Here is a 14011-nt window from a genome sequence, read left to right as displayed (position 1 = left end):
CATGATTTGTTCTAGCTAGTTCATCACTTGCAGCTTAGGAGCTGCCCCGGCGGGCAATGCCCGTTCTCCTGGTAGTAGTCCATTATATATCCATACTCAATAACACGTGCAGTGTAATATCCCGTTACCGGCGTTTTGGTCTTCCACTCGAAACTGCAACTTCCAAAATATGCCGCGCAGGCGCCCAATTGAGACTGCGGTCGCATTTCGTATGGCGCACCACTTGTAATGCCGTACTTCCAGGTCTCGCCCGTCCCATTCCGAAATATCTCGTACACCTTGTATCTGCTGTCGTCGCGATAGTTTGTTATCACCGGTCGCGGAATCGGCCGAGCAAAAGGCGCCGCCTGTGCGCTCTTGGGCGTTGGTTGCTTGAACTGCGGCATCGAGATGTTGATGGTAGGTAGCCGCGGCATGCTCACCGTGGTCCGCATGTAGTAGGCCACCACGAACAAGACGGCCGCGAGTGCCAGCCCAATGATGAGAACGGGAAGCACTTGAATGATGTTGCCGCTCAGGTCGTGCTGATTGATCGGGTCCGGTGGCCACACATAGTTGTTGTACCCGCCGCCTTCGATCGGGTCGACCTGCAGGAACCTCCCGAGAGCTGGGACATACAGCCGTGCCCCCATCTCGACCACCAACGCCGACCCCGCAGACTCGGCGGGCTTCAACGCCCCCTGATGCCACAACGTGTTGCCCGCGACCTGGCCCGTGTCATCCGACGCGGCCGTTCCGATCGCGAAGGTCGTCGTGTCCACGGGCTGCCCGAACGGATCCCACAACAACAACCCGCTCGTCGTCGTCCCCGTGCGCGTGATCAACCCATGCCCACCCAAACCGGGGAACGACCACGTCACCGTCCCCGCCTGCTTCGTCCACGACACCCCACCCGGCAACCCGACACTCACCGTCAGATCAGACCCGACCTTCTGCCCCCACGCCGCATCACCACCCGCACCATACAGATACCGCGTCGTCACCGCCGGCGCGGCCCCCGCCGGATCCACCGTCCGGGCAACGATCCGCGACGTCGCATCCCGCACGATCACCACGGTCGTGCCATCGTCATACGTCGTTCCCACATGCCGGTTCGCCGCGTCATAGGAGAACTGCATATCCCCCAGACGCTTCGTGTTCCCACGCACGTCATACGTGATCTCCGCCGCTGCAAGACCATCCGCCACGCTCGTCGCACCCGGAACCGCACCCGTCACCGCAGTCGACAGCAACCGATCCGCCCAATCGAAACACGACACCGTCGACGTCGTCACCGCAGCCGCACCAGGCGCCGTCCACACATCCGTCGACCCCGTCCGATTCCCCGACAACCCAGCCGCAGTATTCGGACCACACCCACCCGACCCCGCGAACGCATACGACAACTGATGCCCCGGAATCGCCGCGGACACCAACCTCCCCGCCGAGTCATACCCATACGTCGACTGGTACCAGGTCGATCCGGTCGAGGTGCTCTGCGCAACCACCCGACCCGACTGCGACCGCACCACGGTGTCGGACACAGCCTGCCCCGCGACCAGCCACTGCTGCCCGACCACCCGCTGCGCCTGATCACGGCCGACGCTGTTCAACGCCGACCCATCCGGATACACCACCTTCTGCAACCGCTGCAACGCGTCATATGTCACACTCGCCAGCTGCTGCCCATCGACCGTGACGGTCTTCACCTTGCCGTCGGCGTCATACGTGTACGCCGTGACCGACGCGGCACCGCCCGCGGGCGTCGTCGAGACCTGCGTCACTCGCCCCGATGCCGGGTCATACGTCGGCGTCGTCACCGTGCCCCACACGTCGGCGTAGCTGACCGTGCGTCCGAGCAGGTCGGTCACCGTCGTGATCGTCGAATTGTTCGGCGACCCGGCGATCGTGGCACCGGTCGTCGTGGAGATGTACCCGCCGTTAGCGATGCGCTCCGTCTTCGTCGTCGAACTCGTCACCGCCGGGGTGCCAGCGGGGCCGGCCACACTCGTCGATGTCACCGCGCCCCTGGCGTCATAGGTCGTGCATGACCACGCCGCATCTCCTGTCGTCTTCGTGCCGACCGTGCGGCCCCACGCGTCGTAGGCGTACTCGGTCGTGATCGCGCCACCGCTCGCGGGCGTGGGACCCGTGACCGACTTCGTCATCCCGAACTGCCGCGTTCCCGCCGGGATGCCGCACACCGCGGGCGCGACCTCGAGATCGCCGTAGTACGCGCTCGTGGTCTTCGCCGTCGCAGGCGCTCCCGATGCCCCGCCTGCTGGCAGCGTGCGCGTCATGCGCCGCAACCACCCGGAACCGCCAGGCTGCTCGAACGTCGTCGCCGTCGTGAGCGCGAGCCCGTCGGGATCGACCGTGCCGGCCGTCGCCTGACCGAGCCACGGATGCTGGTAGGTCATCGCCGCGGTGATCGACGGCGCGACCGCGCCTGACGCCGTGGTCGAGTCATCCGTCGTCGTGCGCGTGACCAGACCGTAGTCGGGCCGCAGAGCTGTGCCGGGCACGATCGATGCCGTGGTCCCCGATGACGGAGTGCGCCACTTGAGCTGCAGCGTGGCGGTCGACGTATCGTCGCGGTATTCGACGCGGATCCTGCGGGTCTCGCCCGCTGCGACCGTGATCGGCGCGCCGATGCGCTCGGCCGGCCCGCCAGCCCACTTGTCGACGAGAAGGGTGTCGCCGATCCACACTCGTGCGCCGTCGTCACTGTTCGTGACGAAGGTGTACTGCCCCGCGGACGGGAAGGTCACCAGACCAGTGAGCCGCAGCGACCAGTTGTCAGCTGGGATGCCGGTTCCCGGCGATGCGGTTGCCCAGTCCCGGTCGACCGCACCAGCAGCGCCGCCGATACCGAATCCGATGAGCGACGGCTTGCCGCTCAGCGACGCGTTCGCGTAGTAGGTCGCCTGGAGCCCCTGCATCCCGCCGTCATAGGTCGTCGACGTGTGCGACGGGAGGATGCCGCATCCAGTTGTGGCGACGGGTGCAGCGACCGGTCGGCCATTCGGCTGGAAGCACGCCGCGGGCGCGGAGCCGTAGGAATCGGTCGCCCGATCCGTCGACGGATCGTAGACGGTGGTGGACTTCAGTCCGAGCGAGTCCGTCGCTGAAAGCACCAGATCTTTGGTGGGGTGCCATTCCTGACTCGTCGACACGCCCATCGGGCTCGTGGCCGTCGTCTGCCGCCAGACCGAGTCATAGGTGACAGCGCTCGTCGAGTTCGCAACGCCGTCGACGGTGACCGTGCTGCGCCGATTCGGAATGTCGTACGCGTACGACTTCCTCATGCTCGGCGTCGCGCCCTCATCTGTCGACGGCAGCCTCACAGAGCTCACCCGACCCCCGGTGTATGTGATCTCTGTCTCAGGCAGCGGTCCCAGCGGTGGTGTCGGCGAAGCCAGCAGATAGTCGTTGGCGGCCGAGTCGGTGATGCTCGTCAGGACGTTCTGACTGTCATATCTGAAGATCGTCCGTTCGTACCCGGGGTCCTCGATGATCCACAACTGGCCGCCGGAGTAGTACAGGTTCGTCACCGGGATCTCGCCCGAGCCGAGAGCCGGATACGTGATCTGGCACAGCGAGCCGGCACGCGCTGGATAGTAGTTCGGCGGTAACGTCGGGCAGACGTTCTGCGCCGCGTTCTGATACACGAACCCGATCTTGCGGTGGTACGTGGATCCGTCCTTCGACAGCGGATCGACGATCTCCTTCGTCGTTCCATCAGGGTTGTAGATGGTCACGGGCGCCGCGGGCTTCTGGCCGTCCGCCGGAGATGTCGCGGACTCCACATCCCCGCTCGCCGCGAACTGATAGACGGTGCCACCCTCATCCGTGAAGACGGCGCGGCCTGCGCCGTCGATCGAGACGACCCCGTACTCGCCAGCCGGTGGCGTGTATCCACCGGTCGACGTGCGGGTATAGGTGTGCGCTGTGCCAGTGATGTCGGTGAGGATGACCGCCTGCGGCTCGATCGTCGCCCTCGCCCAGGCCGTCGTGTCGCCAGCGATCGGCGTCGAGGCGGACCACCCCTCGCGCATCGTCGTGCGGTACGTGGTGAACCACGATGCAGGCACCATGACAGGGCCTTCGCTGTCAGCGAGGTCGTCCGCCCAGAGCTCGACGTACGATCCGGCGTGGGACTCGTAGTAGTCGAGACCGATCGGCACCTCAGCCGTCGCCAGATTGAGGTTCCCTGTCCACTCCACACCGGTCGCGCCATCACCCCAGCGGTCCAGCACCGTCGAGTTGTTGATGCGCAGGCGAACTCCGTCGTCATGACGCACGCCGAACCGCCACTGCGACGAGGCGTGCGGAACGCGTACGAACCCGCCCCACTGCGCCATGAAGTAGTCGTTTGCCAAGGCAGGGCCCGGCGAACCCAACGCCCAATCGAACGAGAGCGCTGCGTCGGTTCGCACCATCACCGGCGTCTTCCCGGCGAAGGTGAACCCAGCCGGGGAGGTCGGGATGTTCCCGGCCGCGTCGCGCCCGTCGTAGTACGAGCCGGTCAGGCCGCGGTTCGAGACGCCGGCCGTGTTCGAGTTATAGCTGAACGACATGCCCATCGGCCCGCCGAGCGTGCTCACGAGCGGTGAGGAGAACGAAAGGTTCGCGTTGCCGTTCGCGAGGTTCACGGTCACCGGTCCGGTCGAGTCGAACGGCGACGGGCCAGACGATCCGAGCCGCATGTCGATCTTGATCTTCTTCACCCATGTGGGCGTCGTGTTCTTGCCGAGTCCATCCGTCGGTTGCACGATCCACGAGTAGATGTTGCCGTCACGCAGCGTCCCCTCCGGCACAGTCCACCTGACCTTGCCGTCAGGGTCCGCTGCGATGAGACCCGACGTGAACACGGCACCTGACTTGCCGTCGGCACCGGTTGCGATCTTGAATTCGTACTTGACCTGCGCCCCGGCAGGGATGTTGTCAGGGTCGGTGACCGCATCGACCTGCAGTGTGGGCGTGAGCGTCGTGAGCGTCTGCGGCTGACCGCTGCTGTTCCCGGGTGTCGCCGTCGCATCCGGCGGTGTGGGAGGCACCATCTGCGTCGTGAGATTCCAGACGCCGGCACTCCATCGGTCCGTCGACTGTCCGCCTTGCCCGTTGTAGCCGTCCGCCGTGCGCACCTGCCAGTAATACTTCGTACCGGGCTGCAGCACCCCTTCGGGCACGGTCGCCTGCTTGGCCGCGATCCATCCCGTCTCCCAGACATGGCCTGACATATCAGGGTTCGGCGAGACCTTGAACCAATAGCTCGGAGTCGAGTTCGGGGCGTATCCCTGGCCCGTGAGGGTGAGAGTCGGGGTGAGCGAGGTCCCTGTCGAATTGTTGGCAGGCGACGCCTGCGCCACCGTCGGGTACGGCCAGTATGCGGCGAAGAATTCTGTTCCGAGCGTCTTATGCGTATACGAGCCGTTCTCGGCGCCGCGCAGCATGAACGTGACGCCTGTGTCCCCCTGAGCGAAGGCCGTCGCGAGACGAGTCCGGACGCCATCTCCCTCGGTCCATGTGGAGCCATTACTGAGCCCGTATGAAGTGACACCGATACCCGTGCAGTTGTAGCCGATGCAGTTCGCGTGACTGATCTCACCGGATTGGTGCGTCGTCGTGCCCTGGCCGCCGTACGCGAGCCCGATCTGCGCGTCGCCGATGAAGTTGCCTGGGATGCCGCTGTAGTCGTAGCGCGCGAAGGCTCTCCAGAAGTAGTTCTGGTTGTTCTGTCGGGTGTTTCCCACGTGCAGCTGCCCATTGAAGACGCTGCCGTCCGACTTGATCGAGTACGCGTAGTTCGGACCACGCTGGATCGTGGGGTCGATGTAGACCGGGTATACCCGTTCCTCAGCCGTCAGCCACTTACGGTCGACTGCGATCGTGTAACGCCACGTCGATCCGTCGACCTGCGTGAGGCTCATCGTCGGATTCATGAGCACGTCCGACGACTCGTCCTCCACACCGGACGAATCCCAAGCGACCGGAGCCGGGATGTGCATGATGACCTCGCCGGCCTCATCGACGAAGTCGACACGCCCTCCCTCAGCGGCTTGCGGTGTCAGCGACTCAGTATCGACGAGCCACGACCAGGACGACGTCATCGGCGCTTCGTTGAGGATGAGCGCTTCTTTCACACCTCCGTTCTCGACGATGTATTGGAGGTCGGTGTTCGGCTTGACGTGGTCGAACATCAGGGTGTCGTTCGGGGTTTCACTCGCGCTCGACTGCACTTCCGGGTTTCCCCCAGCGGCACCCTTCAACGTGAATCCAACTTCGTGACCGTCACCGGTGACGGTCAGCGCGTTCGTGTCGTCCGCGGCTTCGGCGAACACCGGGGCGAGCGGGTGGGTCTCCACTTCCCAGCCGCCCCCGGAGACCGGGCTCAGTTCGGTCGAGATCTCCTCCCACCCGTCGTCGGTCTCGACGTTGATCGGGACGGTGGACTGACGAAGGATGCGGGTGCCGTCCGGACGCTCATACGTGCTCGAGTATGTGTCCTGCTCGACGACGGGCAACCCCTCTGCGGCATCGGCCAGAATCTCCTGCGGGTCATCGGTGCTCGGGCGCAACCCGAGATCCGCCTGCCGGGTGGGTGCGATCGGCGCGATCTTCTCCTCATCGAGCAACGGAGCGAAGTCGCCGGTCGGCAGTTCGGGCACGGGCTCTGATGCGACAGTGGGCGTTCCGCCGAGGCGCTCCACATCGTCGGCGCCGAGGTCGCCGTTGTCCGGGATATCGCGAGCCTGAGCCGGCACCGCAGCCCTCACGGAAGCAGTCGAGACCAGCACGTCACTGACGGCGGCAGTGTCGGGCGTGAGCCCTGCAAGAACCGCCACGAGGACAGACGCGAGCACAGCTGTAGAGAGTCGACGCACGCGCGTGATCCTTCCGAAGAACCGCGGCGCCACAGCCGCACAGGTCATTCATATTGGATACTCAGGCAACTCTCATAGGCACATTTCGTCACGGATTCATAACGTCCATCGATATACCGATATGCCTCAGTTTCCGGCGATCTCGGCGCTTGCATCAGGCGAGATCTACCGCCCGCCGAGCACCCGCTCGTCCACCGCATCGTCATACCGTTCCTGCGCGTCCCGCACGTCATCCACGTGCGACTCGGCCCAGACCTGCAGCGCCTGCAACGGCTCGTGCAGCGTACGTCCGAGCGGGGTCAGCGCATAGCGGGCATGGCCGTCATCGCCGGTCGCGCGCTGCAGCATCCCGTCCCGTTCCAGGGCGCGAAGCGTGTCGACCAGCACCTTCTTCGTGATGCCCTCGACGCGGCCGTGCAACTCTCCGAAGCGCATCGGGTGCTCGTGCAGCAGCACCACGATCATGGCGGTCCACTTGTTCGCGATCCGCGCGAGCGAGGCACGCGACGGGCACTTGGCCGAGAACACGGTCCACTCGGTCGACATGCGCTGCCCTCTCGGTGACGTTGAAGTGACCAGCCCCCGCTGGCGAACCTGGAAGCTCAGAGTATCGAGTCATCGAGGAGGAACAGCATGTCGGCAATCGACGTCGTTGGACAGTACGGAGCGGCCATGGCCGCCGGCGACATGGAGGCGCTCGCGGCGACCTTCAGCACGGATGCCGTGTGGCACCAGCCCGGCACGAACCCGCTCTCGGGCGACCACGTCGGACCGGACGCGATCATCGCGCACCTCGGCCGCTTCATGCAGGTGAGCGGGGGCACCTTCGCCCTCGAGACCGAATCGGCGAACGAGGCCGGCGACCTCGTCTCGACCACCGTGCGGTTCTCAGCTCAGCGCGAGGACCGCGCCGACCTCGACCAGCACGGCATCGACGTGTTCCGTGTCGCAGATGGCCGCATCGCAGAGGTGTGGCTCATCAGCGAGGACCAGGATGCCGAGGACCGGTTCTGGGGCGAGCGCTGACGATCAGGGGTGCGGATGACTCGTTCGCCCGCACCCCTGACGCCGCGACGCCGCCTGCCTCTACACTCGCACCATGATCGCCTCGTCCACGCTGCTCGCGTTCATCGCCGCGGCGTTCATCATGGTCGTCATCCCCGGTCCGACCGTGCTGTTCACGATCGGACGCTCGATCGCCCTCGGACGCCTCGGCGGGTTCCTCAGCATCATCGGCACCGCGGTCGGATCCATCGTGCTCGTGCTCGGCGTCGCCCTCGGCGTCGGCACGGTCATCGCCCAGTCGGTGATCCTGTTCACAGTGGTGAAGGTGCTCGGAGCCGGGTACCTGATCTTCCTCGGCATCCAGGCGATCCGTCATCGCAAGGATGCTGCCGCGACGATCGCGCAGGCCGGCCAGGCGCGCCCCGGATGGCGGCTGCTGCTCGAAGGCTTCGTCGTAGGTGTCACCAACCCGAAGTCGATCGCGTTCTTCCTCGCGATCCTCCCCCAGTTCGTCGACCTGCACGCGGGCTCCGTGCCGATGCAGTTGTTCGTGCTCGGCGCGATCGTCGTCGTGATCGGCGTCACCTGTGACGCGGTGTGGGTACTGCTCGCGAGTGCTGCCCGGAGCTGGTTCGGACGCTCGCCCCGCCGCCTCTCGGCGATGTCGGCGACCGGCGGCGGCATGATGATCGGCCTCGGCGCCTTCCTGCTGCTGTGGAACGAGAAGCCCGCCGCTGCCTGACCGCCCTGCACCTCACGCCAGGCGAGTCACCGGCTGACGCAGGATCGTGCGTCGCTTCGCCGGTTCCACCCGACGGAAGTCGCTGAAGTAGACCTCATGGTGGATGCCGCGCATGGCGAGCCCGTGCTCGGGGATGAACCGGTGGTGCAGCTCATCGAGCGTCGGCCCCTCGTCGTCGAACGCGCCGAGATGCAGCGTCTGCACGCAGAGCCCCTCATCGAGCGTCTCCAGGCGCACCGCGCCGAGGCTCGGTGAGGCATCCTTCTTCGCGGCGGCTCCGGCGAGCGCACGCTCGAACATCTCGCGGGTGATGTGATCGGGCACCATGATCATGAGCGTCCAGTGCCACGCGCTCTTGTCTCGCCGCGCGGTGAAGACGTCCATGTCGGGTGCGTGCCACAGGCCCTCCAGCGGCATCACGACGGTGTCGATGCCCAGTTCCTTGCGGGCGGCGAACTTCAGGCCGTACGCCACGGGATACAGCGCCGTCACGGCATCCGCGAAGGCCACAGCGGTGTTCGGGTCGCCTGCGCCGTCGACCATCAGGTACTGCATCGGCGGCACCTCGACGACGCGGAACTCGCCGCGCTTCGCCCGATAGGCATCCAGCGTCTTCTTCAGATCGATGGCCATGCGGCGCCTCCTCGGGTCGTGCGCCTCAGTGTGCCAGACGGCACCGACAGCATCCGCTAGGCCGCCTCGACCGGCAGCCACAGCTCGCACGTGGCGTGCGTGCCGGTGAACGCCAGGTATCGGACGATCGACGGACCAGGACGCAGGCGCCACGGGTTCGATGGGAACCACTCGGTCGCTGTCGACGCCCACAGTGTCTGCAGGGTGTCGGGGAACGGGCCGGTCGACGAGAACACCGCCCACGAGCCAGCGTCGAGTCGGATGCTGTCGAGGTCGCCGGGCACCGGTGTGCTCGGCTGCAGCGCGACGCCGTGCAGATAGGTCAGCTCGGTGCCCTCTGGCGCATCCGGATCGATGTCGTCGGTGATGGCGAGGATGCCGCGCGGCTCGGTGTCGTTGAGCGCCTTGAGCCGCGCGTGCTCCTCCGGGGCGATCGCGGCGATGTGCTGCTGGATGTGCGGGTTGACGCCCACATGGATGAGCGGAACGCGAGCGGCGTGACCGGCCAGCACCAGCTCGGGTCGGTGGGTGATGGTGACGTCCATCGGGATGCTCCCTTCGACGCTCAGGCGGAACCGGAGCGTGGGTTGTGTGCGGAGAGGACCACCGTCTCGACGTGCGTCGGCAGGGCTGATCCCGTGCACCGAACGGAACGCTCGTCCGAACGCCTCGACCGAGCCGTACGCGTGGCGCACAGCCACGTCGAGCAGGTTCGGGGCTCCCCCGACGAGCTCGGCCGCGGCGAGCGTCATCCGACGACGACGCACGTACTCCGACAGCGGCATTCCAGCGAGCGACGAGAACATCCGACGCAGGTGATACTCGGTCGTGCCGTGCTCCCCGGCGAATGCGACGACGTCGATCTCCACTGACGCGTCGCGCTCGACGAGGTCGACCAGAGCATTGAGCGTGCCGATCATGTGGTCCTCCTTACCCCTCCATCGTCCGCGCCGGCGGCCGCCATCACCCGATCATTCTGACCCGATGCGATCGGGTCGGCACCTGATCACAGCGCGATCCCAGGTATGTGAACAACGGCGACTTAGTCTCGAAGACTGGGACCGCTTCTGGGGAGGGCGAATCATGAAGGTCAATGATGTGATTGCAGGTGCGCCGTTGCATGCGCCGGCGCTCGCCGATATCGAGGATCCGTTCCTCGACCCGAGCCTGCTGAACGACGCGCAGATCACGCGCATCGTCGTCGACGTGCTGGCGGGGACGGTCGGCATCCTGCTCGAACTGCGCCAGACGCCGCACCTTCGGGCGAACACCGGCCTGATCCGAGTGACCGGTGTCGCGCAGCAGAACTGGATCTGCACCACGGTGGCGAACGAGTTCACGGCCTGGTCGATCTCGGGCGCGACGGTGCACAGCGCTCCGACCGAGTTCCAGCTGACCGCTCAGTGCCTGCCCACCGGCATGCTCCGCGTCGTCGGCACCTCGGCGGAGTTCGTCCTGCTCGACGCCGGCATGCTCGACGCCGCTCCGCCGGACTACCGCGCCGACTCCCGCCAGCTCATCCGCTTCGGGATCGCCGATGAGAACACGGACTGCGATGTCGTCGGCGTCGCCCGCTCGGTGCGGGTCGACGCGCTCTGACCTTCCGGCGTCGCCGGCTCAGCGCTGGAAGGCGCCGAGCGCCTCGTCGATGATGTCGAGCCCACGGGTCGCGTCCTCGGCGGTGATCACGCACGGCGGCACGACGTGGATGCGGTTGTCTGCGAAGAACGGCAGCAGTCCCCGCGAGAGCAGGTCGCTCTTGAGCGCACCGATCGACGCTGCGGCGAGCGGCGTCCTGGAGTCACGATCCTCGACGAGTTCGACGGCCCAGAACACGCCGCTGCCTCGCACCTCGCCGATCAGCTCATGCCGTGCGGCGAGCTGCTCGAGGCGCGGGCCGATGACCTCGGCACCGATGCGCTTGGCGTTGTCGACGATGCCCTCCTCGCGCATGGCGTCGATCGTCGCGACGACGCTGGCCGCGGCGAGCGGGTGGCCCGAGTAGGTGAGACCGCCGGGGAAGACGCGCTCGTCGAAGTGGTGCGCGATCTCCGACGAGATGATCACGCCGCCGATCGGAACGTAGCCGGAGTTCACGCCCTTCGCGAAGGTGATGAGGTCGGGGCGCACATCGAACGCGTCGAGGGCGAGCCACTGCCCGGTGCGCCCGAAGCCGGCCATCACCTCGTCGAGGATGAGCAGGATGCCGTAGCGGTCGGCGATCGCACGCACGCCGGCCAGGTAGCCGGGCGGCGGGGTGAGGATGCCTGCGGTGCCGGGGATCGTCTCGAGCAGGATCGCCGCGATGCTGTCTGCCCCCTCGGCCTGCACCACGCGCTCGAGGTGGTGCAGCGCGCGGGCGGACTCCTCCTCCGGGCTGGTCGCCCAGAACTCGGAGCGGTACAGGTACGGGCCGAAGAAGTGCACGTGTCCGCGCGAGTACTCGTTGGGCACGCGGCGCCAGTCACCGGTCGCGACGACGGCCGCGCCCGTGTTGCCGTGGTAGGAGCGGTAGGTCGACAGCACCTTGTCGCGCCCCGTGAACAGGCGTGCCATGCGGATCGCGTTCTCGTTCGCGTCAGCGCCGCCGTTGGTGAAGAACACCTTCTCGAAGCCCTCCGGCGCGATGTCGACGATGAGCTGGGCGGCCTCGGCGCGCACGGCGTTGGCGTGCGCAGGGGCCACGGTGGTCAGGATCTCGGCCTGCGCCTGGATGGCGGCGACGACCTTCGGATGCTGGTGCCCGATGTTCACGTTGACGAGCTGGCTCGAGAAGTCGAGGTAGCGGTTGCCCTCGGCATCCCAGACCGTCGTGCCAGATCCGCCGGCGAGCGGCAGCGGCGCGAGCGAGCCCTGCGCCGACCACGAGTGGAAGACGCGCGAGCGATCGGCGTTCGACACCTCAGCGTTGGTGAGTGTGGAGGCAGCGGAGGGCGTGGTGGTCGTCATGAGGGTCCTTCGGGTCTGCGGCGTATGCCGATCCTCTCAGCACCCGAGGTCGCGACCAAGAGACAGTTCGTACAGCGGCCGTCGGTTTGACGGACAGAACGGCAGTCGGCGAGGATGCGGAGATGCCTGCCACCCTTCGCGCCCTGATCGACGACGACCGGTTCGATCTGCGCCCGGTCAGCGATGTCGACGAGGCCGTACTCGTGCATCCGCTGCTCTGGGCGCATTCGTCGGACCTGCCGGACCCGACGCCGTGGATCGGCGCCGACGGGCTGCTGCTCACCGACGGTGTGCAGTTCGGCGGGGCCGACCCGACGCCCGCGGCCGCCTACGTGCGACGGCTGGTCGAGCACGGTGTGATCGCGCTCGGCTTCGCGACCGGCATCGTGCACGAGCGCATCCCGGCAGAGCTGTCGGATGCTGCGGCGCAGCACGGTCTCCCGTTGTTCGAGGTGCCGCGGCGCACTCCGTTCATGGGCATCATCCGCTTCGTCTCCGACGCGGTCGCCGCCGACGACCGGCAGATGCTGGAGACCTCGCTGCGGGCGCAGCGGTCGGTGGCGCGGGCGGCGCTCCGGCCCGATGGGCTCTCGGAGATCCTCCGCGAGCTCGAGCGGAACCTGGAGTGCTGGGTGGCGCTGTTCGACGCCTCGGGCGCACGCGTGCGGGTGCCCACGAGACGCGAGATCCCGGATGCGCTGGCACCCGAGGTCGACGCCGCGGTCGCGCGGATGCTGGCCCGCGGGCGCACTGCGGCGGAGCGGATCAGTCTCGCCGCGGCAGCGGACGAGAGCGCCGGCGAGGTCACGCTGCAGACCCTCGGGCAGCAGAATGACCTGCGCGGCATCCTCGCGGTCGGCACCGGGACCGGCGCGCTCGACCGCGCCCGCGCCGATCTGGTCGAGGCCGTCATCGCGCTGGCGAGCATCGCGCTCGAGCAGAGCCGCACGCTCGACGATGCCCGGCGGCGGCTGCGATCGGGCGTGCTGGAGCTGCTGATCGCCGGCGTCACCGGGGTCGCCCAACGAACGGTCGAGCATCTCTGGGGACCGCTGCCGGCCGACCCGATCCGCATCGGGTTCATCGCGCCGCCCGAGGATGACGAAGGCGGCGCGCACTCCCTGCATTCCGCGCTGGAGCTCGTCGCCGGAGAGCGGCAGGGCGCACTGTTCTTCGCGGAGCACGCGCACCGGATCGTGACGGTGACCCCTGCCGACGACCGCGACGACCTCCTCGGCCTGCTCTCGCGACATCGCGCCCTCGCCGGCTTCTCGGCGGCCACCACGTGGGAGCACTTCACCGAGGCGATGTCCGAGGCGCAGACGACGCTCGCGAGGTCGACGCCGGCGCAGCCGGTGAACGACTTCGACGAGCTCGCCCACGCGGGTCTGCTCGGGCACCTGGAACGCACGCGGGCCCACGACATCGCGAGGCGGATGCTGCTGCCGCTGCACGAGGCCTCCGCGCCGGTCGATCTGCGGCGCACGCTCGAGGTGTGGCTGGAGCACAACGGCGCGTGGGATCCGGCGGCGAAGGCCCTCGGCATCCACCGTCACACCCTGCGCGCGCGCGTGGATGCCGCGAGCGCCCTGCTCGACCTGAACCTCGACACCTTCGCGGCTCGTGCCGAGGTGTGGTCGGCGCTGCAGCTCACGCGCGCCTGAGCGCCTGCCTCCCTCTCATCCCACCCGACGCCACCCCCGTCCCCCGTCCCCCGTCGAGCCACCCCCTTACGGACGACCCGGCCCCTTGTGCACGTTCGCAAGGGGCCGGTTCGTCCGCAAGGGGCCGGGTCGGCGAGGAGATGAGAGGAGAG

9 protein-coding genes are annotated in these 14011 nt (G+C 67.2%); 4 read left to right on the top strand and 5 right to left on the bottom strand.

Annotation, left to right across the window (positions count from 1 at the left end):
* Positions 1-23: 23 nt before the first annotated feature.
* Entirely contained in the window at positions 24-6827 is a 6804-nt protein-coding gene (locus V7Z82_RS04795; protein ID WP_334148550.1) for a PA14 domain-containing protein, read from the bottom strand.
* Positions 6828-7031: 204 nt separating this feature from the next.
* Positions 7032-7412 carry a winged helix-turn-helix transcriptional regulator gene (locus V7Z82_RS04790; RefSeq protein ID WP_334148547.1) on the bottom strand — a complete coding sequence of 127 codons (381 nt, stop codon included), beginning with the start codon at positions 7410-7412 and terminating at the stop codon, positions 7032-7034.
* 87 nt (positions 7413-7499) lie between these two features.
* Here V7Z82_RS04790 and V7Z82_RS04785 point away from each other — a divergent pair, with 87 nt between their 5' ends.
* On the top strand, positions 7500-7892 hold the full coding sequence (locus V7Z82_RS04785; protein WP_334148545.1) for a nuclear transport factor 2 family protein: 393 nt from the start codon (positions 7500-7502) through the stop codon (positions 7890-7892).
* Positions 7893-7965: 73 nt separating this feature from the next.
* Positions 7966-8613 (top strand): LysE family translocator, encoded by a 648-nt coding sequence (locus tag V7Z82_RS04780; RefSeq protein WP_334148543.1) that lies wholly within the window; start codon positions 7966-7968, stop codon positions 8611-8613.
* 12 nt (positions 8614-8625) lie between these two features.
* Here the strand turns inward: V7Z82_RS04780 and V7Z82_RS04775 are convergent, their stop codons facing one another.
* Positions 8626-9246, bottom strand: coding sequence for a GyrI-like domain-containing protein (locus tag V7Z82_RS04775; protein ID WP_334148539.1), 621 nt, complete (start codon positions 9244-9246; stop codon positions 8626-8628).
* Between the two features lie 56 nt (positions 9247-9302).
* On the bottom strand, positions 9303-10166 hold the full coding sequence (locus V7Z82_RS04770) for an AraC family transcriptional regulator (RefSeq protein ID WP_334148537.1): 864 nt from the start codon (positions 10164-10166) through the stop codon (positions 9303-9305).
* A 163-nt stretch (positions 10167-10329) separates the two neighbouring features.
* On the opposite strand from V7Z82_RS04770, the gene V7Z82_RS04765 reads away from it, so the two are divergent.
* Positions 10330-10845 carry a hypothetical protein gene (locus V7Z82_RS04765; RefSeq protein ID WP_334148535.1) on the top strand — a complete coding sequence of 172 codons (516 nt, stop codon included), beginning with the start codon at positions 10330-10332 and terminating at the stop codon, positions 10843-10845.
* Positions 10846-10863: 18 nt separating this feature from the next.
* Here V7Z82_RS04765 and V7Z82_RS04760 read toward each other — a convergent pair whose 3' ends face one another.
* The gene (locus tag V7Z82_RS04760) at positions 10864-12195 is read right to left on the bottom strand and encodes an aspartate aminotransferase family protein (protein WP_334148534.1); all 1332 of its coding nucleotides are present in this window, start codon (positions 12193-12195) and stop codon (positions 10864-10866) included.
* Positions 12196-12317: 122 nt separating this feature from the next.
* On the opposite strand from V7Z82_RS04760, the gene V7Z82_RS04755 reads away from it, so the two are divergent.
* Complete coding sequence (locus V7Z82_RS04755) at positions 12318-13859, top strand: PucR family transcriptional regulator (RefSeq protein ID WP_334148532.1); 1542 nt, start codon at positions 12318-12320, stop codon at positions 13857-13859.
* The last annotated feature ends 152 nt before the right edge of the window (positions 13860-14011 follow it).

The organism is Microbacterium sp. (genome assembly GCF_036823965.1).
Classification (GTDB): domain Bacteria; phylum Actinomycetota; class Actinomycetes; order Actinomycetales; family Microbacteriaceae; genus Microbacterium.
This window is presented reverse-complemented; position numbering and strand designations above follow the sequence as displayed.